Genomic DNA, 24746 nt, shown 5'->3' with positions numbered 1-24746 from the left:
GACCGAAAAGACCAAAAACGCTATTGTCGGCGATACCGCGACCGGAGGGAAGCTAAAACAGCGCGTCCTTGCCCACGCCGCGGGCCAGCAGGCTGCGTTTGAGCTTGATCAGTGCCTCTTGCTGCACCTGGCGCACGCGTTCGCGGGTGATGCCCATCTCCGAGGCGAGTTGTTCCAGCGTGGAAGGATCGTCGTTGTCGAGCCCGAAACGCCGGGTGATGACGATTCGCTGCTTGTCCGGCAAATTTCTAAGCCAATCGCGGATCAGTATCGACACTTCGTGGTATTCAGCCTTGGAATCGGGACTCTCGTCGAGCGAACCCGGCAACAGGTCGATCAGACTGGCCTGCGGATCGTTGTCGAGCGGCGTATCGAGCGACGCGGCATGTTCGGACAGCGCCAGCACGTCCTGCACGTCCTCGACCGGGCGATCGACCAGGTGGGCGATATCTTCGGCAGTGGCGTCGCGGCCGTCGTGGTGCTGTGCCTCCAGATGATATTTGGCGCGCAGGATCTGATTCAGTTCGCGCACCATGTGCACCGGTAGTCGCACCGTGCGCGCCTGGTTCATGATGGCGCGTTCGATGCTCTGGCGGATCCACCAGGTGGCATAGGTCGAGAAACGAAAGCCGCGCTCGGGCTCGAACTTGTCGATGGCGCGCATGAGGCCGAGATTGCCTTCTTCGATCAGATCGAGCAAGGCGACGCCGCGGTTGATGTAGTGTTTGGCGATCGACACGACCAGGCGCAGGTTGTGCTCGATCATCTTCTGGCGCGAGGCAAAATCGCCCTGCTTGGCCAGCGTGGCGAAATACAGCTCTTCCGGCGCCGTCAGCAACGGTCGGGTGCCGATCTGATTCAGGTAATGCTGGGTGGTATCGGTGGACAGCTCGGCTGCCAGCACCTTCTTGAGTTCTTCTACGCCTTCGACGGCAACGACGACTTCCTCTTCGCCCTCGGCCGCCTCGCCCTCGTCAATGACTTCCAGATCATCGACTGTTTCCAACGGCTCGACCTGATCGTCCGATCTGGACTCATCGTCTGGCAGGTGATCGCGAGGGCTTGGGCTCATACGCTAACGTGGCGGCAGGTATTTCGACGGATCGACAGGCTTGCCCTGCTGGCGAATTTCGAAGTGCAACTTGACGCTGTCGCTATCCGAATTTCCCATCTCGGCAATCTTCTGCCCCTTGGTTACAGCTTGCCCTTCCTTCACCAGTATCGTCTTGTTGTGTGCATAAGCGGACAAGAGATTATTGGTGTGCTTGACGATCACAAGGTTGCCATAGCCACGAATGCCGGCACCGGCATACATGACCTTGCCGGCGCCCGCCGCCAGCACGGGCTGGCCGCTCTTGCCCGCGATGTCGACGCCCTTCTTGCCGCCGTCGAAAGTGCCGACCACCTTGCCGTCGGCCGGCCACATCCACGATACGGCGTCATCGTCAGCAGCAGCTGCAGCGACAGCCGGCTTCTCGGCCGGATGCGCAGCGTCGGGCTTGGCCGAAGCTTGGGCCGTAGCTGCAGGCGCGGCAGCCGGAGCAGTTGCCGCGCTAGAAGGCGCTGCGTCCGGTTTTTCCAGCTCGGCCAGCGTGCTGTCCGAATAAGCACGCTTGTCGCCGCGCGGACCTGTCTTGTTGGCGCCGGTCGCTGCGGGAGCCGCACCGGCGGAAGTCGAGGCGCCCAGCGGACGAACCTCGATGCCCGAGGCACCCGCCGCCGGAGCAACTACTGCGCCGGTTTGAACGCCATCAGGCGGCGCGACGCGCAGCACCTGGTCAACCTTGATGTCGTTCGGGTTGGTCAGATTGTTCCACGCCACGATGTCGCGGTAGCTCTGTCCCGATTCCAGTGCGATGCGATACAGCGTATCGCCTTTCTTCACCGTGTAATAACCTTTTCCTTCAGGACGCGCCGGTGCGGCTGCCACGGTTTTGGCGGCATCTGCCGCCGGCTTGGCCGAACTGGTCGTACGTTCCACCACAGGAGCTGCAGTACGCGGCGTAGTGGAACACCCTGCCAGCAGACTCACGACAATCCCCAACCAGACCAGACGATTATTTTTCATGCTCATTACATTAATTTTGTACAACGATAACGTTGACCCGCGCCCTGCGCGAGAAGTTCATCGGGATCGGCGAGGCAAAAAACCGCTCGCCGCCGTATTCTGAATAGCTTGTTTTATTTCTTGTTACACCGTGCCCGGACGCAGCGGCACGAAATGGCATTCTTCCAGGGTTTCGCTGGTCCACTCGAATTTACCGATACGTTCGATGAGCTGCAACATCTGCTGACGCCCCCCGACCGGCGCCACCAGGCGCCCGCCGATCGCCAGCTGTTCCAGCAGCGCCTGCGGCACTTCCAGTCCGGCCGCCGCCAGGATGATGCCGTCGAACGGCGCCACCTGCGGCAGGCCTAGCATACCATCTCCGTAATGCAAGCGGATGTTGGCGATACGCAGCGGCCGCAAATTGGTCTTGGCCAGTTCGTGCAAGGGCTTGATGCGCTCGATGGAGTACACCTCTTTGGCCACCAGCGACAGGACCGCGGCCTGGTAGCCGCAGCCGGTACCGATTTCCAGCACGCGCTCAAGCACCCCGCCCTTCTTGTTGTCGCGCATGATCTCGATCATGCGCGCCACGATGTACGGCTGCGAAATGGTCTGGTGATGTCCGATCGGCAACGAGGCGTCAACATAGGCCTGGCTCGACAAACCCGGCTCCATGAACATGTGGCGCGGCACTGCCTCCATCGCCGCCAATACCTTTTGATCGCCGACGCCCTGCTTGGCCACGCGCGCCACCATGGCCTTGCGCACCGCTTCGGACACCAGCGGCGCCGAGCGATTGGAAGTGGCGATCGGGGTCGGTAATGTAGCGCGCGGTGTGGGCTTGCCGGCCGGCGAGGATGGCGCCGGATGTTGCGCTGCGCGCACTGCCTGCGCCTTGGCGGCCAGGCGACCGGAGTCCAGCGCGGCGTTGCGCGTCGCCGTCTGCGGCGTCACCACCGTGCGCGACGACGTTGCGGGCGTAGTCTTGCCCTTCTTCTCCACCACGGAAGACAACGACAACGGGAAGCGGCTAGGTTTGCCGGTCATGCGAGCGCCTTCTTCAGGTCAGCCAGCTGAGCGGCGTGCGTAAGGTCGATCTGCAAGGGCGTAATCGATACGTGGCCATTGGCGGTCGCATGGAAGTCGGTACCCTCGCCGGCGTCCTTGACGCCGCCCGGCGGGCCGATCCAGTAGATGTCCTTGCCATGCGGGTCGCGCATCTTATAGACCGGCTCCGACATGTGGCGCTTGCCCAATCGCGTCGCCACGCAAGACTTGAGTTCGGCATACGGCAAGTTGGGAATGTTGACGTTCAGCAGATACGGTTTGGCGATGGCGTCGAACTGGCGCTCGACCACTTCGCGGGCAATACGCGCGGCGCTGTCGAGATGTTCCCAGCCCTTATGCAGCTGGGAAAACGCGATGGCCGGGATGCCAAACAGGAAACCCTCGGTCGCCGCGGCAACGGTGCCGGAATACAAAGTGTCGTCGCCCATGTTCTGGCCTTGATTGATGCCGGAGACGATCAGGTCGGGACGATCCGGCAGCAAACCGGTCAGCGCCACGTGCACGCAGTCGGACGGCGTGCCGTTGAGGTAATAAAAACCATTGCCGGCGCGCTCCACCCACAGAGGGCGATCCAGCGTCAGCGAATTGGAACTGCCGGAGCGGTTGCTGTCGGGAGCGACCACGGTGATTTCGGCGATGGCGGACAAGGCGTCGGCCAGCGCAATGATGCCTGGAGCAAGGTAGCCGTCGTCGTTGCTGATGAGAATTTTCATCCCGCCATTTTACCTGAAGCGCCCCGCCCGATTCAGGGAGAAATGCGACGGTCCGGCACAAAAACGGCGGCATTTCCGGCCTTGCAGAAAAACGCCTTTTGCCGGGGCGATATCAGCCGGTTTCGCTGGCGGTCTGATAGACGAACGCTGACAGGATGACACGGTCGCGCGCCGACAGGCCGACGAATTCCAGGCCGTATCTGGCGCAGTGCGGATCGGCGTCGGCCCCGACCGTGCGCAATACCACCTCAAGGTCCAGACCGCGCTCTTCGCCGGCAACATTGACGATGAAACGCAAACGACCGGTGGCGTCTTTGCCGCTGCCGGGAAAGTTGCCGACGCCGGATACGCCGCCAACGCTGAGATCCAGCAAGCGGACCTTTCCGGGCGGCGCCGTGCCGATGGTGAGGAACGCATCCAGGTCGACGTCCACGCGCGCGTCCTGGCGGATCACGGTGCAGCGTACTTCACGCGGGCAGGCCAGATGCAGATAGGGATAAGGCAGATTTTGATACTTGAGCACAGTGGTTGCAAAAGCATACGCGCGACGCCCGGACAATGCGCGCACGACAACCACCTGGCCGTCGCGCAAGTGGATGTACTTGCCGTCTTTCATGGGAGCGGACACCAGCACGCTCTTGCCGGCCATGCTACCGATCAGACTGATGCTGTAACGCAGCTCGGAGGCCTCCTTGATCTGCAGCGTGACGGCGTCGGCGATCTTCCAGCGCACCTCGTCCATGCCGACGATGCTCTCCTGTCCGCGGCTTGGCGCCGGCGGACGCAGGCCTTTGGCGCGGCGGCGCTTCTGCAGGACATCGAGCGACTTCGGCAAAGGCACCGAATCGGTATCCGGTTCGTCGCCCCATTTTTCATTGCGGAACAACCCATGTTCGAGCAGTCCGTCCAACTGGCCTTGGGTGTCGATCATGCTGCCGCGCGCCAGCAGCAAATCGCCCTGGTCGTTATAGATCGGCCGGGGCGATGGTCGCCCGATGAGCAGCTCGCTGGCGCGCACCGGCACCAATGCAGTCGAGGCGGATGGCGAACGCGGCCCCGCCATGATCAGTCTTCCCCGGCGGCAGCGGCCATGGCCGCACGGCGTGCAAAGAAATCCTCAACCATGCCGATTTCACGCGTGCGCTTGAACGGCGGCAGGCTTTGCCAGATTCGGCGACCATAGCCCTTGGAGATCAGCCGCGGATCGCAGATCATCAATACCCCGCGATCAGTCTCGTCACGGATCAGGCGACCGGCGCCCTGCTTCAAATTGATGATCGCCGCCGGCAACTGATGATGCACAAAACCGTTCAGGCCCTTCTTCTCCAGCTCGGCAATACGCGCCGCCAACACCGGATCGTCGGGCGGCGAAAACGGCAGCTTGTCGATGATCACCAGCGACAGCGCCTCGCCGCGCACGTCGACGCCTTCCCAAAAACTCTGGCTGCCGATCAGCACGCCGTTGCCGGAAGCGCGGAAACGATCCAGCAATTCGGTGCGGCCGGCTTCGCCCTGCACCATCAGCGGGAACGGCAGGCCGCGCTGTTCGAACTCTTCACGCAGGCGTTCCGCTGCGCGATTGACCGCGCGGATCGTGGTGCACAGCAGAAAAGTACGGCCGCCGGCGGCGATGATGGCCGGCAGCGCCGCATCGATGACGGCGTCGGTATATTCGTAGGAATTCGGCTGCGGCAGGTTGTTCGGCACATACAGCAAGCCTTGCTGCTCGTAGTCGAACGGGCTCGGCCAGGATTTTGCCGGCTCGTCCCACAGGCCCATCTGCGAAGTGTAATGATGGAAATCATTTTTTACCGCCAGCGTCGCCGAGGTGAATATCCATGTGCGCGGCACGCCTTCGCGCTGCTTGTTGAAAATCGGCGCGATCGACAAGGGTGTGCGATGCAGCTGCAACGATGAAGTGAATGCTTCGACCCACAACACGTAGGTCTGCCCTTCTTCGTCGGCGGCCTTGTCCTGCGCGCCATTCCATTTTTCGAGCTGGTGCGACAATTCAATCGCGCGGGTACGGCATTGCTCGATGGTTTCGGCGCGCTCGGCTTGTTTTTCGAGCACGGCGATCATGTCGTCCATGTTGTCGCGCAGGGTTTCCAGCGCCGGGAAGAACACACTGGACGGCGCAATCTGGTTGACCGCCAGGCGTACGATATCTTCCGGAAACGCCAGCCGCAGATCGCGCGCCGCCTTCTCGACCGGCGCCACCACCTTGGCCCAGTCGGCGCCGTCACGCGCGTGCGACAGGCCTTCGGCCAACACGTCGCGGCATAGCTCCAGCACCTGCGAAGTCGATACGGTGTCGCCGAAGAACATGGTCGCGGTTTCCGGCAACTGATGCGCTTCGTCGAAGATCACGGTATTGGCGGTCGGCAGCAATTCCGCCACGCCGGTGTCCTTGAGCGCGACGTCGGCGAAGAACAGATGGTGATTGACCACGACCACATCAGCCTGCTGAGCTTCCTTGCGCGCCTTCATGACGAAGCAATCCTGATAGTACTGGCATTCTGCGCCGAAACAGGTGTCGCGCGTGGAGGTCACGAGATTCCAGATCAGCGCATTTTCCGGCACCTTGGACAACTCGGCCTTGTCGCCTGAAGACGTGGTTTTCATGAAGCGCGAAATCTCGCGCAGGTAACCGACGTCGTCGCGCGAGGTCATGCGGCCATTCTGCAGCGTGCGCTCGAGATGGAAATGGCAAACGTAGTTGGAGCGCCCCTTCAGTAGCGCCACCGAAACGGGGGCGCTCAACGCCTTGCGCACGGTCGGGATGTCGCGCAGATAAAGCTGGTCCTGCAAGTTCTTGGTGCCGGTCGAAACGATGACCTTGCCGCCCCACAGCAACGCCGGAACCAGATAGGCGAAGGTCTTGCCGGTGCCGGTGCCGGCTTCGGCGATCAGGGTGGTCTGGCCGGCGATGGCCTCGGCGATGGCCTTGGCCATTTCGGTCTGGGCGTGGCGCGGACGGTAGCTGCCGACCTGCCCGCCCAGCGGACCGCCGGCGCCGAACAGCCGTTCAACCTCGGCATCATGGATACCCTGTGGGACGGATGCTTCGGTATCTTCGATGGAACTCACTGACTCATGCCTGTAAAGAGATTAAACCTGAAACGGAAAATGCCGGACGCCATGCGGTCGCCGACGACGTTTGCCGTCCTGGCAAGGTCACGGCAACGGGAATGGATGCCGCGAATGAAACCGGTCAAAAGTTGCTGAAACGCGCCGCCGGGTTCAGGCCGGAATATCGGGGATCAATTGCATTTTAAGCAACATGATGTGGTCTTTCAATTGCAGCTTGCGCTTCTTCAAACGACGCAATTGTAATTCCTCATGACGTACTTCGCGTGAAAGCAGGTCGATCACTGCATCCAGATCGCGGTGCTCCACTTCCAGTTCGATAATACGGCGCTGTATATCTTCGCGATGCGTCATTGTCATGTCGGCTTCTGTTGCAAAAACGGCTGGAGGTTGCAGCAAGTCGCGGCTTGAGCGCCGCCGCTGCAAAAAAGGAACTGCACACAGTGTAATCCACCTGCCACAGGTCAACAATCGTTGTCCGCTGCGGCGCTCGCTGCAAAGCGGACCGCCGCGGCCGGATTACCTGGGCTGGTTCGGATCCGCAACGGCCGGTCCGGAAGCCGGCGCCTGCTGTTGCTTGGCGGCACGCTCGCGCGCTTTTTCGGCCTTGTTGGCTTCGACTTCCTTGCGATGCACTTCGGCCGCCTTGACCTTTTCCTGGTAGGCCTTCTCATTGGCCTCGCGCTGCGGCGCCTTGGCGGCATCGGCCGCCTGTTTCTGGCGCATCTGTGCCTCATGCGCCTTCACGCGCGCATCTTCCTTGCCTTCGCTTTGCAGCTCGCGCTGCTTGACTTGTTCCTGCTTGGCGGCGCTCTCCTGCACCTTGCGTGCGGCGGCGGCGTCGCGCTCCTTCTGATCGGCGGCGCGGCGTGCCGAATCCTGCTCATCCTTGACACGTTGCTCGGCCAGCGATTTGTCGCGATCATCGGCCTTGGCCTGCCGCTTGTAGGTATTTGCCTCGACTTCCACATCACGCACCTGCTTGCCGGCCACGCGATTGCGTTCTTTGGCGCCGTCCAGGCAAGCCGTCACAAAAAACCTCTTGTAGCAGTCGCGCTGTTCCGCGATGTATTGGTCTTCGATGATGAGACGTTCCTTGTCGGCTTCGGCCAAAATCTTGTCGGCTTCATCGGTCGAACGGATCGAACCCGACGGATAGCGTTCGTTGAATGGCGGTTTGCCGGGCGTCCCGTAAGGCGCCGGTTCGGCAGCCGCGACCAGCGGCAGCGCCAGTCCGGCGACGGCCAACGTCAGCATTGCAGCCGGAGCACAGCAGGTCTTGTAAAAAAATGATTGCATGTAACCCTTATCCATAATCAGGCAAGCTTGTCCGCAGCGAGACGGCGTTCGGAATCCATATACTCGCGCGATTGCATCTCAATGATACGTGAAACCGTGCGGTGGAATTCATTTGCCAGCATGCCTTCCGTATAGAGTTCTTCCGGTTCGACTTCGGCCGACATGATGAGCTTGACCTTGTGGTCGTAGAACACGTCGATGAGCCAGGTGAAGCGGCGCGCTTCCGACGACATCGCCGCGGACATGCGCGGAATGCCCGACAGGATCACGGTCTGGAAGCGGCTGGCGATTTCGAGATAGTCGTTCTGCGAACGCGGGCCGCCGCACAAGGTGGCGAAATCGAACCAGATGGCGCTGCCGGCGCGGCGCAAGGCGCGGATTTCACGCGCTTCAATATGCACGTGCGTGTCCTCGTCGGCGGTCTCGGCGACCGCGGCAAACGCCTCGCGCAACTCGCTGTCGGTGGCGGCGTTGAGCGGCGTGTGGTAAATCCTGACCTGCTCCAGCGCGCGCTTGCGGTAGTCGATGCCGGCATCGATGTTCATGACGTCGAGCTTGCTGTTGAGCAGCTGTATGGTCGGCAGCATGCGGTCGCGGTGCAGGCCGTCCGGATACAGGGTATCCGGCTTGTAGTTCGAGGTCATGACGAAGGACACGCCATTGTCGAACAGGCCGCTGAGCAGGTTGTACAGGATCATCGCATCGGCGATGTCGGAGACATGGAATTCGTCGAAACAGATCAGGCGGTATTTCTTGGCGATGCGCTTGGCGACTTCATCGAGCGGATTGGCGATGCCCTTCAATTCGTCCAGCTGGCGATGCACGTCGCGCATGAATTCGTGGAAGTGGACGCGCGTCTTGCGCACCACCGGCACCACCGAATAGAAGCTGTCCATCAGGAAGGATTTGCCGCGTCCCACGCCGCCCCACATGTACACGCCGCGCGGTACGTCGGGACGATTGATCAGGCGCTTGAAGGAACTGGAGCGTTGCGACTTGAACGCCACCCATTCTTCATAGGCGCGCTGCAGGCGATCGATCGCGCGCTGCTGCGCCTCGTCGGATTTGAAGCCACGCTCGCTTAGCGCGTGATCGTAGAATTCGCGGACATCCATGGTTGATCTTTATTTTAATGCGTCGCCTCCGTGCACGGAGACGAACTATTTATTGCTGCCTAAAACAAAATGGGCGAGCCATGCTCGCCCATCGGTGACGACCGGGGTTTACCTGTTGCGGCAAACCCGGATCATCAGAAGTTCAGCGCGCGCTTGTCGACAGCCAGCGCCGCTTCCTTCGTTGCTTCGGACAACGAAGGGTGAGCGTGGCAGATGCGTGCGATGTCTTCGGCGGAAGCACGGAATTCCATCGCCACGACGGCTTCGGAAATCAGTTCCGACGCCATCGGACCGACGATGTGAACGCCCAGGATTTCGTCGGTCTTGGCGTCCGCCAGGAACTTGACCATGCCCGAGGTATCGCCCAGCGCACGTGCGCGGCCGTTGGCCAGGAACGGGAAGGTTCCGGCCTTGTAAGCAATGCCGTCTGCCTTCAGTTGTTGCTCGGTCTTGCCGACCCATGCGATTTCCGGCGAGGTGTAGATGACCCAGGGAATCGTGTTGAAGTTGACATGACCGTGCTGACCGGCGATACGCTCGGCCACGGCAACGCCTTCTTCTTCCGCCTTGTGCGCCAGCATCGGGCCGCGCACAACGTCGCCCACAGCCCACACGTTCGGCAGATTGGTCTTGCAATCGCCATCAACGGCGATGAAGCCGCGCTCGTCCAGCTTCAGGCCGACGGCTTCCGCATTCAGACCGGTGGTGTTCGGGGTACGGCCGATCGAGACGATCAGCTTGTCGAACACGGCTTTTTGCGCATTGCCCTTGTCGTCGGTGTAGTCGACGCTGACGTCTTTCTTGCCGGCCTTGATGTCGCCGATCTTGACACCCAGATTCACCGTCAGGCCTTGCTTGGCCAGCAGCTTCTGCGCTTCTTTGGCGATCTGTTCATCGACTGCGCCGAGGAACGTCGGCAGTGCTTCCAGCACGGTCACTTCCGCGCCCAGACGGCGCCAGACCGAACCCATTTCCAGACCGATGACGCCGGCGCCGATCACGCCCAGCTTCTTCGGCACTTCGGTGATGGCCAATGCGCCGGTGTTCGACAGGATCAGTTCTTCGTCGAACGGTGCGCCCGGCAATGCGCGTGCGTTGGAGCCGGTTGCGACGATGACTTGCTTGGCGGTGATGGATTCTTCAGCGGCGCCGGCAACCTTGATTTCGTAGCCGTTGGCGTCGCCCTTGACGAAGCTGCCGCGGCCGTGGAAGAAGGTGACCTTGTTCTTCTTGAACAGGTACAGGATGCCGTCGTTGTTCTGCTTGACGACGGTGTTCTTGCGACCCAGCATCTGCGGCAGATTCAGGCTCAGGCCCTTGACATCGATGCCGTGGTCCTTGAACGCATGACCGGCATGTTCATAGTGCTCGGAAGATTGCAGCAGCGCCTTGGAGGGAATGCAACCGACGTTGGTGCAGGTGCCGCCGGGTGCGGGACCGCCCTTTTCGTTTTTCCATTCGTCGATGCAGGCGGTGTTGAAGCCCAGTTGTGCTGCGCGGATTGCAGCGATGTAACCGCCAGGGCCGCCGCCGATGACGACCACGTCGAAATTCTTGCTCATAGTTTTATCCTAGTGCGTTTTTGAATGTGCGCAGACTGCTCACAGTCCGGCACGAATGCAAAAGAGAAAAAAGGCGCCGAGACAACAGAGGGACGATGATCCGGTTTCTCTGTCTTCCCTGCGCCTTTTTCAGGTCCTGATGATTACAGATCCAACAGCAGACGGGCTGGATCTTCCAGCGCTTCCTTGATGGCAACCAGGCTCAGAACGGCTTCGCGGCCGTCGATGATGCGGTGGTCGTAGGACAGTGCAAAGTAGTTCATCGGACGAATCACGATCTGGCCGTTTTCAACCACGGCGCGATCCTTGGTAGCGTGGATGCCCAGAATCGCCGATTGCGGCGGGTTGATGATCGGCGTCGACAGCATCGAACCGAAAGTACCGCCGTTGGACACGGTGAAGGTGCCGCCGGTCATTTCTTCGATCGACAGCTTGCCGTCCTTGGCCTTCTGACCGAATTCGCCGATCTTCTTTTCGATGTCGGCGATCGACAGCTGATCCGCGTCGCGCAGAACCGGAACCACCAGACCGCGTGGCGAACCGACGGCGACACCGATGTCGAAGTAACCGTGGTAGACGATGTCATTGCCGTCAACGGATGCATTGACGATCGGGTACTTCTTCAGTGCATGAACCACTGCCTTGACGAAGAAGGACATGAAGCCCAGCTTGACGCCGTGTTCCTTTTCAAACTTGTCCTTGTACTTGGCGCGCAAGTCCAGCACAGGTTGCATGTTGATTTCGTTAAACGTGGTCAGGATGGCGTTGGTTGCTTGCGATTGCAGCAGACGCTCGGCCACGCGTGCGCGCAGACGGCTCATCGGCACGCGCTCTTCCGGACGGTTTTCCAGGTTGACCTTGCCGGGAGCAGCAACAGCCTGCAGCGCCGGCTTGGCGGCTGCTGGTGCTGGTGCTGCAGCCTTCGGTGCATTCAGGGAAGCCAGCACGTCGCCCTTGGTGACGCGACCATCCTTGCCTGTGCCCGACACTTGCGATGTCGACATGTTGTTGTCGGCCAGGATCTTGGCGGCGGCAGGCATGGCGACGTCGGACTTGTTCGCCAGTTCAGGCGCTGCGACCGGTGTCGGTTCGTTGGTGTTTTGCGGTGCAGGAGCAGCCTTGACTTCCAGCGGGCTCACTTGTGCGGACGCGTCGGTGTCCAGGATCGCGATGACTTCACCTGCGACCACGGTCGAGCCGTCGGCCTTGATGATCTGGGCGATGACGCCGGCTTCCGGCGCCGGCAATTCCAGCACGACCTTGTCGGTTTCGACGTCGATCAGGTTCTCGTCGCGTGCGACGGCTTCGCCCACTTTTTTATGCCATTGCAGCAGCGTGGCTTCTGCAACGGATTCTGATAATTGCGGGACTTTTACTTCGATTTGTGCCATGTAACTTCTCCGATTCGGGTTATTCAATAAACATCAGCGCGCATCGCCCTCGCAATGCGCGCCGTGCAAGATCTGCTTACTTAGTCAGGACAAAGCCCTTGAGTTTGGAAAACGCGGTGTCGATCAGCGCCTTTTGTTGCGCATAGTGCTTGTCGTAGTAACCGACCGCTGGCGATGCGCTGGCTGGACGACCTGCATACGCAAGCTTTTGACCGTCAGTCAGATTTTCAAAGATGTTGTGCTGGATCTGCAGCCATGCGCCCTGGTTCTGCGGCTCGTCCTGTGTCCATACCAATTCCTGGAAGTTCGGGAATTGCTTGAGCGCAGCAGCGAACGCCTTGTGCGGGAACGGATACAGTTGTTCGACACGGATGATTGCCGTGTCGGTCTGACCGCGTTCCTTGCGTGCATTGACCAGATCGTAATAGACCTTGCCCGAGCAGGCGATGATGCGCTTGACCTTCTTGGCGTCGAGTTTGTCGTCCAGTTCCGGAATGACGGTCTGGAACGATCCCTTGGCCAGATCGGACAGCGGCGAACCGGCATCCTTGTTACGCAACAGCGACTTCGGCGTGAGGATGATCAGCGGCTTGCGGAACAGGCGGATCATCTGACGGCGCAGCAAGTGGAAAATCTGCGCGGCGGTGGTCGGCTGGACAACTTGCATGTTGTTGTCGGCGCACAGCTGCAGGTAACGCTCAAGACGTGCGGACGAGTGCTCAGGACCTTGGCCTTCGTAACCGTGCGGCAGCATCTGTACCAGACCCGAGGCACGGCCCCACTTCACTTCGCCGGAGCTGATGAATTGGTCCATCACGACTTGCGCGCCGTTGGCGAAGTCGCCGAACTGAGCTTCCCAGATCGTCAGCGTGTTCGGTTCGGCAGTCGAGTAACCGTATTCGAAACCGAGCACGGCTTCTTCCGACAGCACGGAGTCGATGACGGTGTAAGGAGCCTGGTTTTCTGCGACGTTTTGCAGAGGAATGTAGGTGCCTGCATCCCAACGTTCACGGTTCTGATCATGCAGAACGGCATGACGGTGGACGAAGGTGCCGCGGCCTGCATCCTGGCCGGTCAGGCGGATGGCGTAGCCGGACGCAACCAGCGAAGCGTAGGCAAGATGTTCGCCCATGCCCCAGTCCAGGTTCAGTTCGCCACGACCCATTGCAGCGCGGTCGTTGATGACCTTCTCGACCAGCGCGTGCGCCTTGAAGCCTTCAGGGATGGTGGTGATGCGTGTAGCCAGGCGCTTCAGCTCTGCCAGCGGGACTGCCGTGTCGGCAGCGTCGGTCCACTTGCGGTTCAGGAACGGCAGCCAGTCGACGGCATACTTGCTCTTGAAGTTGGTGATGACCGGATCGACAGTATGCTTGCCGCTATCCATCGCATCGCGGAAAGCCTTGACCATGACATCGCCGCCGTCGGCCGGGATGGTGCCTTGCGCAGCCAGCTTCTCGGCGTACAGTTTGCGTGTGCCCGGATGTTGCGCGATCTTCTTGTACATCAGCGGCTGTGTCAGCGCCGGCGTATCTTGTTCGTTGTGACCCAGCTTGCGGAAGCAGATGATGTCGACGACGATGTCCTTCTTGAACTGCATGCGGTAATCAACCGCGATTTGCGTGGCGAACACGACGGCTTCAGGATCGTCGCCGTTGACGTGCAGCACAGGCGCTTCGATCATCTTGACCACGTCCGAGCAATACAGCGTCGAGCGCGAATCGCGTGGATCCGAGGTGGTAAAACCGATCTGGTTGTTGATCACGATGTGCACGGTGCCGCCGGTGCCGTAACCGCGCGTCTGCGCCAGATTCAGCGTTTCCATCACGACGCCCTGGCCGGCGAAAGCTGCATCGCCGTGAACCAGAATCGGCAGCACTTGCGAACCGTCCTTGTCGCCGCGGCGATCCATACGCGCCTTGACCGAACCTTCAACTACAGGGTTGACGATTTCCAGGTGAGACGGGTTGAATGCCAGCGACAGGTGAACCGGGCCGCCCGGGGTGCTGATGTCGGAGGAGAAACCTTGGTGGTACTTGACGTCGCCGGCCGGCAGGTCGTCGGCGTGATGGCCTTCGAACTCCGAGAACAACTCCTGCGGCGTTTTGCCCAGGATGTTGACCAGCACGTTCAGGCGGCCGCGGTGGGCCATGCCGATGACGATTTCCTGCACGCCCTTTTCACCGGCGCGCTGGATGGTTTCATCCAGGGAGGCGATGAAGCTTTCGCCGCCTTCCAGCGAGAAACGCTTCTGGCCGACGTATTTGGTGTGGAGGTAGCGCTCCAGGCCTTCGGCTGCGGTCAGGCGGTCGAGGATGTGTTTTTTCTTTTCAGCCGAGAACTGCGGCAATGCACGTGTCGGTTCCAGACGTTCCTGGATCCAGCGCACTTCTGCCGGGTCGCTGATATAGGTGAATTCGGCACCGATCGAACGGCAGTACGTGTCGCGCAGCGATTGCAGCAGGTCGCGCAGCGATGCGGTTTCGCCGCCGAAGTAGGTGTTGCTGATGTTGAACACGATGTCCATGTCGGAATCGCTGAAGCCGTAGAAACTCGGCTCGAGTTCAGGGATGCTCGGACGTTCCTGGCGTTGCAGCGGATCCAGGTTGGCGAAACGGGAACCCAGGTCGCGGTAACCGGCGATCAGTTGGGTTGCCGCGACGCGCTTGCGACCCATTTCGGTGTCGGTGGAAGCGACCACGGTGCGGATCGGACCTTGCTTGGCGCGCTCGGCGAACGAAGCGATTACTGGTGCATGGGCGACGTCAGGACGATTGGAACCATCAACTGCAGGCACGTGTTGCACCGCGTCGAAATAGGCACGCCAATTGTCTGGTACGGATCCGGGATTGTTAAGGTACGCTTCGTACAGTTCTTCCAGGTACGGCGCATTCCCACCAAAGAGGTAGGAGTTGAGATTGTATTGCTCGTAGAGCTGAGTCATATCTGGCTCACCTTTCTTCGCGTTTCGCGAGATTAGCGGGTTAATCTAACCTTCCGCGACACGGCCTGACCGGTTAGCGGATTGCACATCAAGTTGTGGGGAAGGACCATGTCTACCTGAACTTTTTTGAGTTATCCAGCCAACATAGCCCGAATTATATATCCTTATTTCCAATAAAAAAGCGAATCCTTGAGATTCGCTTTTTATTTGTGCCATTTGTTGCACCGGCGGAAGGCAAGCCTCGCGCCGTCGTGCAACAAGCTGCACGAGATGATGACAGCCTGATGACCGACCGTGCCGGGCGGCCATCAAACCTGCTATCAGCCGCGCTTGTCAATAGGCGAAACGTCGCGTTTCGCGGAACCGACGAACAGCTGGCGTGGACGACCGATCTTTTGCTCCGGATCGGAGATCATTTCGTTCCATTGAGCGATCCAGCCCACCGTACGCGCCATTGCAAAGATGCAGGTGAACATCGATGTCGGGATGCCCAGCGCGCGCTGAACGATACCGGAGTAGAAGTCGACGTTCGGGTACAGCTTGCGCGACACGAAGTAGTCGTCTTCCAGCGCGATCTTTTCCAGCTCCATGGCCAGCTTGAACAATGGGTCGTCGTGCAGGCCCAGTTCATTCAGGACTTCGTAGCAGGTTTCACGCATCAGCTTGGCGCGTGGATCGTAGTTCTTGTAGACACGGTGACCAAAGCCCATCAGCTTGACGCCGGAGTTCTTGTCCTTCACTTGCTTGATGAACTCAGGAATGTTCTCGACCGAGCCGATGCTTTCCAGCATGGTCAATGCAGCTTCGTTGGCGCCGCCGTGAGCAGGGCCCCACAGGCAGGCGATACCGGCAGCGATACATGCGAACGGATTCGCACCCGACGAACCGGCCAGGCGGACGGTCGATGTCGATGCATTTTGCTCGTGGTCGGCATGCAGGATCAGGATGCGATCCAGCGCGCGCACCAGAACTTCGTTGACCTTGTACTCTTCGCATGGATTCGCGAACATCATGCGCATGAAATTAGCGCTGTACGACAAGTCGTTGCGCGGATACACGAACGGCTGGCCGATGTTGTACTTGTATGCCATGGCGACCAGTGTCGGCAGCTTGGCGATCATGCGGATTGCGGAAACGTCGCGGTGCACCGGATTGCTGATGTCCAGCGAGTCATGGTAGAACGCCGACAAGGCGCCGACCGAACCGGTCAGCACGGCCATCGGGTGAGCATCGCGACGGAAGCCGCGGAAGAAGAAATTCATCTGCTCGTGAACCATGGTGTGCTGGGTCACTGTGCCGACGAATTCTTCTTTTTGCGCTGCGTTCGGCAGCTCGCCGTGCAGCAGCAGGTAGCAGGTTTCCAGGAAGTCGCAGTTGACCGCCAGTTGTTCGATCGGATAACCGCGGTACAGCAGCTCGCCCTTGTCGCCATCGATATAGGTGATTGACGAATTACATGCCGCAGTCGACATGAAACCAGGGTCGTAAGTGAACTTGCCAGTGGCGCCGTACAGTTTGCGGATGTCGATGACATCCGGACCGATAGTGCCCTTGTAGACGGGGAAATCCAGGGACGGCGTGCCATCCGAGAACGACAGGGTCGCTTTGATATCTGAGGTGGGCATAGTTCTTCCTTCAGCTGTGATGATGAATCGTTAATCAAAAATCGCAAATCAACCGCTTTAGAGCCTGTTGCAAAATGAATTTCACGCCCTCGCCCACGTGGAGCCGGATACCGCCAACTTCATTTTGCAACAGCCTCTAAGACAACGCCGGCCGCTTTTGAACCAATCTTGCCAGAACTCGGTGGAACGTTCAGGCGTTACGCAATTTTTTGAGCAAGGCGTGGACCTGGGGCAAGTCCACTGCTGCTTCAGGCTCCTTGCGTACAAGGAGCAAGTCCATCAGGTCGTTGTCGCCGAGATCCATCAGGCGGGAAAACGCGTCGACTTCGTCGTCGGTCATGCTCTCTTCATTGGCGTCGAGATAACGCGTCAGGATGAGATCGTTTTCCAGCAATCCGCGACGGGCGCGCCAGCGCAGGCGTGCACGTTTGGCGGGATCGTCTTGATGGCTTTGGGACATGGATTCAAATCACTTCTTAACTTGATTCTTCCGGCCACACTGGCGAACCGGCGCGGAAGGCAATCACTGGTGAAACACGAATAAAACCACGGGCGGGAGTCGCCTCCCGCCCGCTTGCAGCAAACTGCTTATACCGCGCGGCGAACCATCAATTCCTTGATCTTGCCGATGGCCTTGTTCGGGTTCAGACCCTTCGGGCAGACATCGACGCAGTTCATGATGGAACGGCAACGGAACAGGCGATACGGATCTTCCAGATCGTCCAGGCGCTGGCCGGTCGCTTCGTCGCGGCTGTCCGCGATGAAACGGTAAGCCTGCAGCAGGCCGGCAGGACCGACGAACTTGTCCGGATTCCACCAGAACGACGGGCACGAAGTCGAGCAGCATGCGCACAGAATGCACTCGTACACGCCATCGAGTTCTTCACGCTGTTCAGGCGATTGCAGACGCTCTTTTTCAGGAGGAATGCTGTCGTTGATCAGGTAAGGCTTGATCGAATCGTATTGCTTGAAGAAGTTGGTCATGTCCACGATCAGATCGCGGATCACCGGCAGACCTGGCAACGGCTTCAGAACGATAGGCTCGCTCAGTTCGTTCAGGTTGGTGGTGCAGGCCAGGCCATTCTTGCCGTTGATGTTCATCGCGTCGGAGCCGCACACGCCTTCGCGGCACGAACGGCGCAGCGCCAGCGAATCGTCGACGTCGGACTTGATGCGCTGCAGAGCATCCAGCAGCATCTTGTCGGTTGGCTTCAGCTCGACTGTCAGGTCTTGCATGTACGGCTTTTCGTCCTTGTCCGGATCGTAGCGGTAAATCTTGAATTTCAGAGTACGTGTCATGTTCTGACCTTTTAGAAAGTACGTGCTTTAGGTTTAAATGTTTCGACTGTCAACGGTTGCATGTTGACTGGCTTGTAGTCGAGACGATTCCCCTCGGAAAACCACAGCGTGTGCTTCAGCCAATTTTCGTCATCGCGCTTCTCGTAGTCGCGATGTGCGTGCGCACCGCGCGATTCCTTGCGGGCTGCTGCCGAAGTAATGGTTGCCTTGGCTGTTTCAATCAGATTGTCCAACTCAAGCGCTTCGACGCGTGCGGTGTTGAAGACCTTGGACTTGTCCTTGAACGACACGTGCTTGCGGCGCTCGTCCAGTTCCATGATCTTTTGGCGACCTTCGTTGAGCAGCTCGTCGGTGCGGAACACGCCGCAGTAGTGCTGCATCGTAGCGCGAATCGCGTTGGCGACGTCCTGCACGCGCTCGGAACCGGTGCTGGTTTCCAGGCGCGCAACGCGCTCCATCGCGCGATCGGTTGCATCCGATGGAATAGGCTTGTGGCTGCGATCCTGCAGACGGCTTTCAACGATGTGATTGCCGGCGGCGCGACCGAACACGACCAGATCCAGCAGCGAGTTGGTGCCCAGGCGGTTGGCGCCGTGCACCGACACGCAGGCGCATTCGCCGATGGCGTACATGCCCTGCACCACTTCCTTGTACGAACCGTTCTTCGGCGCGACCACCTGACCGTAGACGTTGGTCGGAATACCGCCCATTTGGTAGTGGATGGTCGGCACGACAGGAATCGGCTCTTTGGTTGCGTCGACGTTGGCGAACTTGTGCGCGATTTCCAGAATCGACGGCAGACGTTTTTGAATCGTCTCGGCGCCGATGTGGCGCAGGTCCAGCAGCACGTGATCCTTGTGCTGGCCGACGCCGCGGCCTTCCTTGATTTCCTGGTCCATCGAACGCGAGACGAAGTCGCGCGGCGCCAGATCCTTCAGCGTCGGCGCATAGCGCTCCATGAAACGTTCGCCGTTGCTGTTGATCAGGATGCCGCCTTCGCCGCGCACGCCTTCAGTGATCAGCACGCCCGCGCCGGCCACGCCGGTCGGGTGGAACTGCCAGAACTCCATGTCTTGCAGCGGCAGGCCGGCACGCGCCGCCATACCCATACCGTCGCCGGTATTGATGAAGGCGTTCGTCGATGCGGCCCAGATACGGCCTGCGCCGCCGGTTGCAAACAGCGTGGTCTTCGCGTGCAGCATCATGATTTCGCCGGTTTCCATTTCCAGCGCAACCACGCCGATCACATCGCCTTCGTTGTCGCGGATGACGTCGATCGCCATCCATTCAACGAAGAAGTGCGTCTTGGCGCGGACGTTGCGCTGATACAGCGTGTGCAGCAGCGCGTGACCGGTACGGTCCGCTGCGGCACAGGCGCGTGCTACCGGCTTTTCGCCGAAGTTCGCCGAGTGGCCGCCGAACGGGCGCTGATAAATGGTGCCGTCGGCATTCCGGTCGAAAGGCATGCCGAAGTGTTCCAGCTCGTAGACGGCCTTCGGTGCTTCGCGGCACATGAATTCGATGGCGTCCTGGTCGCCCAGATAGTCCGAACCCTTGACGGTGTCGAACATGTGCCAGTACCAGTTGTCTTCCGACATGTTGCCCAGCGATGCACCGATGCCGCCTTGGGCAGCGACCGTATGCGAGCGGGTCGGGAAAACCTTGGACAGAACCGCGACGTTCAGACCGGCTTCAGCCAGTTGCAACGAAGCGCGCATGCCGGATCCGCCGGCGCCGACAATAACCGCATCAAAGCGGCGTGTAGGAATTGTGGATTTGATAGCTGCCACGATTACACTCTCCACAAAATCTGTGCCGCCCAACCGGCGCACACAACCAGCCACAGGATCGTGGCAACTTGCAAGACCAGGCGCACAGCGACCGGCTTGACGTAATCCATCCAGATGTCACGCACGCCAATCCAGGCGTGGTAAAACAAGGCCATGAAGGCTGCAAAGGTCGCCATCTTGAACCACTGATGCGAGAACAGTGCAGCCCAGCCTTCATAAGAGAAGTTGCTGGATGTCAGGAAACAGACCAGCAGAACGACTGTGTACAACGCCATGACGACGGCGGTGGCGCGTTGCGCCAGCCAATCGCGCATGCCGTAGTGAGCGCCCACGACGAGGCGCTTCGATCCGATATTATTGTTTGCCATTTTTAGAATGCTCCGAACAGTTTCAACGCTACCAGGATCACCAGTGCGATGCTGACGACCAAAACGCCGGCCGACGATTTGCGCGCGCTATCCTTGTCGAGACCGATGTGGTTATCCATGATCAGGTGACGGATGCCGGCACAGAAGTGATGAAGGTATGCCCAGGACAGGGCGAGGACGACAAGCTTGACGAACCAGTTGGAGGCAAAGCCTTTGAGGTACTCGAAGGTGCCTTCGGAGAGCAGACTGTTATCCAGCAGATACAGGATGAACGGCAGCATCAGGAACAGGAACAGGCCACTGACACGGTGCATGATCGACACCAGCGCCGCCAGTGGCATACGGTAACCAGCAATTTGGGTAATATTAATGTTACGAAATTGTGGCCGTGGTGGTTTAGCGGCTTCAGACATAACAAGGTTCTCCTCAGATTTAAAACAATCCCGCAATTTTCGCCGATTTCATGAACCTTCACCAACACTTATTCTGCTTAGCAGCAAATTAGGCATTACAAAGTCGACGAACGGATGCGAGCAAAGGACATCCCCTGCAGGTTTAATTCAGTTCGCTCTGGTAGTGATGATTCAACGTCAAATACAAGCCGCGTCGCATCTCCACCGGCTTGTCGCCATAGGTAAAAGAAGCGCGGTCCACACTCAACAAAGGCGTTTGGGGCGGAACCCCCAGCAGTTCCGCAGACTCCGGATCCGCCCCCACGGCACGAATCTGCTCTTCAGCGCGAATCATGCGTGTCCCGAATTCGGTTTCAAACAGGCCGTATAACGGCCCTTTATATTCCATCAGACGTTCCGCGGTGAGCCCTTTGAAAATAAGACCGGGCAACCAGATTTCTTCAAGTATGGTCGGAACGCCGTTGAATGATTTTACCCGTTTGATGAAGATCACGGAGTCGCCCGACTTCATGTCGAGCTGGCGCGCCACTTCCGCGGGTGCGCGCACGCGCTTGACTTCGATGATCTTGTTTTCCGCACGCTGCGGACCGTCCGTATCGGCGGTCAGGCGCAGGAAACGGAATTGCGCATGCGTTTCATGATGCGTGGCAACAAACGTGCCCTTGCCTTGCCGCCGCACCACCAGGTTTTCAGCAGCCAGTTCGTCGATCGCCTTGCGTACGGTCCCCTGACTCACCTTGAAACGGTTGCCGAGTTCGACTTCGCTGGGGATCAGTTCGCCCGGCTTCCACTCGCCTGATTCCAGACGCTGCGTGATCAAAGCCTTGATTTGCTGATAGAGGGGACTGAAGGTAGGAGCTGCTCCGGCAACACTGGTGCCCACGCTTTGCGCGTCGCTGTTGTTCAGATTGGGCAGGCTGGAGCTCATAACCCCAAATTTGACCACAAAAACCCTTCTCGCGTCCAGCAAAAAGTATTTAATAAGATGTCTTATATAAGACATAAGATAGCGATTGACAGACCAGAAAGGCAAGCCTACACTCGCGGGCATATTCAGAGACGAACAGGTTTTTTTGGTCGTGCTTGCACGCGATGCGCCGGGACTGCACCTTTTGCGTCATACCGGTTCGCTGCCGGGGCGGCAAAACAACTGACTGCCTGCGCTTTCGACGGTATGATTACAGTCTCTTGAAAGAATACGCAGTAATTGCCGGCGTCTTTTCGAGACCGGCGAGGAGTTGGGAAGCACTTCCAGGACTTGTTTCAGCGCGTTTGCAGCCTGTTTTGCGAGCGCCTCCCGACTCCGGCAGTATTGAACGCTTTCTATCACCACTTTGGAGATTCAACATGGCTAAAGCCCCCAAGCGTGTTGCCGTAACCGGCGCCGCCGGTCAAATCGGTTACTCCCTTCTCTTCCGCATCGCCAACGGCGACCTGCTCGGCAAAGACCAGCCAGTGATCCTGCAGTTGCTGGAAATCCCTGACGAAAAAGCACAAAAAGCCCTGAAGGGCGTCATCATGGAAATCGATGACTGCGCATTCCCGTTGCTGGCCGGCGTGACCGCGCACAGCGACCCGATGACTGCATTCAAGGATGCCGACATCGCCCTGCTGGTTGGCGCCCGCCCACGCGGCCCAGGCATGGAGCGCAAGGATCTGCTGGAAGCCAATGCACAGATCTTCACCGTGCAAGGCAAGGCGCTGGACGCCGTCGCTTCGCGCGACGTCAAGGTTCTGGTGGTCGGCAACCCGGCCAACACCAATGCATACATCGCCATGAAGTCGGCGCCGAATCTGCCGGCCAAGAACTTCACCGCCATGCTGCGCCTGGACCACAACCGCGCGTTGTCGCAAGTTGCAGCCAAGATCGGCCAACCGGTTTCGGCCATCGAAAAGCTGTGCGTCTGGGGCAACCACTCGCCGACCATGTACGCCGACTACCGTTTCGCCACCGCGAACGGCAAGGCCGTCAAGGACCTGATCAACGACCAGGTCTGGAACAAGGACACCTTCCTGCCGACAGTCGGCAAACGCGGCGCAGCGATCATCGAAGCGCGCGGCCTGTCTTCGGCGGCATCGGCAGCCAACGCAGCAATCGATCACGTGCATGACTGGATCCTCGGCACCAACGGCAAGTGGACCACCATGGGCGTGCCATCGGACGGCTCCTACGGTATCCCTGAAGGCACCATGTTCGGCTTCCCGGTCACTACCGAGAACGGCGAATACAAGATTGTCCAAGGCCTCGAAATCGACGAATTCTCGCAAGAGCGCATCAACATCACGCTCAAGGAATTGTCGGAAGAGCGCGAAGGCGTCAAACACCTGGTCGGCTAATTGACCAGCGCGCGGCGGGCTCCCATAGCCGCCGCGCAATTTTTTGCACACATTCGGAATTCAGCAGCAATGCATCCCACCCAGGTCTTGTTCCCAGGCACCCGACAACCGGTCTCGCTACCGGTCTGCGACCACTACGCCGGCTCTGAAAAGCTGATGCGCAAGTCGATTGCCCTGCAACAAGAGCTCGGCCCGGTTTTTGACATCACCCTCGACTGCGAAGACGGCGCCAGCGCCGGCAACGAAGCCGAGCACGCGCAACTGGTTGGCTCCCTGATCGCCGGCGACGACAATCGCTTCGGCCGCATCGGCGCCCGCGTGCATGACGTGACCAGCCCCTTTTTCGAACAAGATGTCGCGACGATCTGCGCTGCCGATGCCGGTGACAGTGCCTCGCGACTGGCTTACCTGATGCTGCCCAAAGCCGACGGCCTGGCCGACGTGCAGCAAGCCATCGCCACCATCACTCGCCACACGAGCGCGGCCGGTCGCCGCATGCCGCCGCTGCATGTGCTGATCGAGACCCACGGCGCGCTGGAAGACGTGCGCATGATCGCGGCGCTGCCGCAGGTCGAGTCGCTGTCTTTTGGCGTCATGGACTTTGTGTCGGCGCACTATGGCGCCATCCCGAGCGCCGCAATGCGCTCGCCCGGCCAGTTCACGCACCCGTTGGTGGCGCGCGCCAAACTGGAAATTTCAGCCGCCTGCCATGCACACGGCAAAGTCCCCTCGCACAACGTCACCACCGAGATTCAGGATACCGCGGTGGTCACCGGCGACGCCGGCCGTGCGGCGCGGGAATTCGGCTATACCCGGATGTGGAGCATCCATCCGAACCAGATCAAAGCGATCGTGCAAACCCTGTCCCCGGCCGATGACGAAATCGGCGAAGCGGCACAAATCCTGCTTAAAGCCAGGGACGTGCAATGGGGCCCGATCCAGCACGGCGGTACGCTGCATGACCGTGCGAGTTACCGCTATTACTGGAGCATCCTGCAGCGCGGCCATGCCGGCGGCGCTGCCCTGCCGGTGGCAGTCGCAGCCTGGTTTGCAGAAACCGGCACGATCGCCGCACCGATTTCAACCACCCCGCAACATTGAACATTGAATATTGACCGACGCCCGATGAAAACATATCTGACCGCCCTGACCCTCGCAAGCGCCCTCTTCGCCGCAGGCATGCCGTCTGCATTCGCAGAGACCGCTGCGACTGCTGCAACCACTGCCAAGAAGCAGCCCGCCAAGAAAAAAGCGCATCCAAAAGCGGCTGCCGCTGCAGCCAAACCAGCCGAGAAAATGGCGTTCTCTTCCGACGCTGACGACGACGAAAACGAGCCGGAAATCGGCGGCACCAAGTCGGCCGATTTCAGCTGCGAAATGGGCAACAAACTGACCATCTACAAGAACGACGACGATGACAAGCACATCGCCATCCGCTGGAACAAGCGCATCAACCGCCTGACCCGCGTGACCACCACCACCGGCGCCAATCGCTTCGAAAACCGCAAGGTCGGCCTGGTCTGGATCGGCATTCCTGCCAAGGGCATTCTGCTGGATTCCAAGAAGGGCCAGCAACTGGCGAACGAATGCAAGAACGTAGAACCGGCGACTGCAGAAGCGCCGGCTGCCCCGAAAAGCTAAGCAGCAAACCGGTAACAAGATTCAGCATAGATTCAGCAAGAATT

General features: G+C 59.6%; 22 protein-coding genes. 3 read left to right on the top strand and 19 right to left on the bottom strand.

All coding sequences use genetic code 11. The features are described from left to right. Positions 1-52: 52 nt before the first annotated feature. From rpoS to F506_RS10790, 19 genes are all read right to left on the bottom strand, one after another. Complete coding sequence (gene rpoS / locus F506_RS10880; protein WP_053197386.1) at positions 53-1072, bottom strand: RNA polymerase sigma factor RpoS; 1020 nt, start codon at positions 1070-1072, stop codon at positions 53-55. Positions 1073-1075: 3 nt separating this feature from the next. Beyond that, the gene (locus tag F506_RS10875) at positions 1076-2068 is read right to left on the bottom strand and encodes a peptidoglycan DD-metalloendopeptidase family protein (RefSeq protein ID WP_053197383.1); all 993 of its coding nucleotides are present in this window, start codon (positions 2066-2068) and stop codon (positions 1076-1078) included. Between the two features lie 123 nt (positions 2069-2191). Then, a complete protein-coding gene (locus tag F506_RS10870) occupies positions 2192-3097 on the bottom strand; it encodes a protein-L-isoaspartate(D-aspartate) O-methyltransferase (RefSeq protein ID WP_053197381.1) in 906 nt (301 codons plus the stop codon). Continuing rightward, a complete protein-coding gene (gene surE / locus F506_RS10865; protein WP_053197379.1) occupies positions 3094-3831 on the bottom strand; it encodes a 5'/3'-nucleotidase SurE in 738 nt (245 codons plus the stop codon). The genes F506_RS10870 and surE overlap by 4 nt, the downstream gene beginning before the upstream one ends. A gap of 112 nt (positions 3832-3943) precedes the next feature. Further along, positions 3944-4894 (bottom strand): flagellar brake protein, encoded by a 951-nt coding sequence (locus F506_RS10860; RefSeq protein ID WP_053197378.1) that lies wholly within the window; start codon positions 4892-4894, stop codon positions 3944-3946. A gap of 2 nt (positions 4895-4896) precedes the next feature. Then, entirely contained in the window at positions 4897-6921 is a 2025-nt protein-coding gene (locus tag F506_RS10855; protein ID WP_053197377.1) for an ATP-dependent DNA helicase, read from the bottom strand. Positions 6922-7074: 153 nt separating this feature from the next. Continuing rightward, positions 7075-7281, bottom strand: a complete 207-nt coding sequence (locus F506_RS10850) for a YdcH family protein (RefSeq protein ID WP_081768826.1) — start codon at positions 7279-7281, stop codon at positions 7075-7077. A 159-nt stretch (positions 7282-7440) separates the two neighbouring features. Beyond that, the gene (locus F506_RS10845) at positions 7441-8220 is read right to left on the bottom strand and encodes a hypothetical protein (protein WP_235471479.1); all 780 of its coding nucleotides are present in this window, start codon (positions 8218-8220) and stop codon (positions 7441-7443) included. Positions 8221-8237: 17 nt separating this feature from the next. Beyond that, the gene (gene zapE / locus F506_RS10840; RefSeq protein ID WP_053197375.1) at positions 8238-9335 is read right to left on the bottom strand and encodes a cell division protein ZapE; all 1098 of its coding nucleotides are present in this window, start codon (positions 9333-9335) and stop codon (positions 8238-8240) included. Between the two features lie 134 nt (positions 9336-9469). Continuing rightward, positions 9470-10897, bottom strand: a complete 1428-nt coding sequence (gene lpdA / locus F506_RS10835; protein ID WP_053197373.1) for a dihydrolipoyl dehydrogenase — start codon at positions 10895-10897, stop codon at positions 9470-9472. A gap of 143 nt (positions 10898-11040) precedes the next feature. Continuing rightward, positions 11041-12288: a 2-oxoglutarate dehydrogenase complex dihydrolipoyllysine-residue succinyltransferase gene (gene odhB, locus F506_RS10830; RefSeq protein WP_053197371.1), complete on the bottom strand. Its 1248-nt coding sequence runs from the start codon at positions 12286-12288 to the stop codon at positions 11041-11043. Positions 12289-12364: 76 nt separating this feature from the next. Then, the gene (locus F506_RS10825; protein ID WP_053197369.1) at positions 12365-15229 is read right to left on the bottom strand and encodes a 2-oxoglutarate dehydrogenase E1 component; all 2865 of its coding nucleotides are present in this window, start codon (positions 15227-15229) and stop codon (positions 12365-12367) included. Positions 15230-15549: 320 nt separating this feature from the next. Next, positions 15550-16854 (bottom strand): citrate synthase, encoded by a 1305-nt coding sequence (gltA, locus tag F506_RS10820; protein ID WP_053197367.1) that lies wholly within the window; start codon positions 16852-16854, stop codon positions 15550-15552. Between the two features lie 190 nt (positions 16855-17044). Continuing rightward, positions 17045-17314, bottom strand: a complete 270-nt coding sequence (locus tag F506_RS10815) for an FAD assembly factor SdhE (protein WP_053197366.1) — start codon at positions 17312-17314, stop codon at positions 17045-17047. A 128-nt stretch (positions 17315-17442) separates the two neighbouring features. Then, positions 17443-18153 carry a succinate dehydrogenase iron-sulfur subunit gene (locus F506_RS10810; protein WP_007876492.1) on the bottom strand — a complete coding sequence of 237 codons (711 nt, stop codon included), beginning with the start codon at positions 18151-18153 and terminating at the stop codon, positions 17443-17445. Between the two features lie 11 nt (positions 18154-18164). After that, positions 18165-19943, bottom strand: a complete 1779-nt coding sequence (gene sdhA, locus F506_RS10805) for a succinate dehydrogenase flavoprotein subunit (protein WP_053197364.1) — start codon at positions 19941-19943, stop codon at positions 18165-18167. Positions 19944-19945: 2 nt separating this feature from the next. After that, on the bottom strand, positions 19946-20311 hold the full coding sequence (gene sdhD / locus F506_RS10800; protein ID WP_053197362.1) for a succinate dehydrogenase, hydrophobic membrane anchor protein: 366 nt from the start codon (positions 20309-20311) through the stop codon (positions 19946-19948). A 2-nt stretch (positions 20312-20313) separates the two neighbouring features. Then, positions 20314-20724, bottom strand: coding sequence for a succinate dehydrogenase, cytochrome b556 subunit (gene sdhC / locus F506_RS10795; RefSeq protein ID WP_053197360.1), 411 nt, complete (start codon positions 20722-20724; stop codon positions 20314-20316). A 142-nt stretch (positions 20725-20866) separates the two neighbouring features. Further along, positions 20867-21652, bottom strand: coding sequence for a GntR family transcriptional regulator (locus tag F506_RS10790; protein ID WP_053197358.1), 786 nt, complete (start codon positions 21650-21652; stop codon positions 20867-20869). A gap of 419 nt (positions 21653-22071) precedes the next feature. On the opposite strand from F506_RS10790, the gene F506_RS10785 reads away from it, so the two are divergent. From F506_RS10785 to F506_RS10775, 3 genes are all read left to right on the top strand, one after another. Further along, a complete protein-coding gene (locus tag F506_RS10785; protein WP_053197355.1) occupies positions 22072-23061 on the top strand; it encodes a malate dehydrogenase in 990 nt (329 codons plus the stop codon). A 69-nt stretch (positions 23062-23130) separates the two neighbouring features. Beyond that, positions 23131-24162, top strand: coding sequence for an HpcH/HpaI aldolase/citrate lyase family protein (locus F506_RS10780; RefSeq protein ID WP_053197353.1), 1032 nt, complete (start codon positions 23131-23133; stop codon positions 24160-24162). Positions 24163-24186: 24 nt separating this feature from the next. Continuing rightward, positions 24187-24702 carry a hypothetical protein gene (locus tag F506_RS10775; RefSeq protein WP_053197351.1) on the top strand — a complete coding sequence of 172 codons (516 nt, stop codon included), beginning with the start codon at positions 24187-24189 and terminating at the stop codon, positions 24700-24702. Positions 24703-24746: the final 44 nt, after the last annotated feature.

The organism is Herbaspirillum hiltneri N3, from assembly GCF_001267925.1.
Taxonomy (GTDB): domain Bacteria; phylum Pseudomonadota; class Gammaproteobacteria; order Burkholderiales; family Burkholderiaceae_D; genus Herbaspirillum; species Herbaspirillum hiltneri.
The sequence above is the reverse complement of the archived record's forward strand: the minus strand, read 5'-3'. Positions and strand labels throughout refer to the sequence as shown.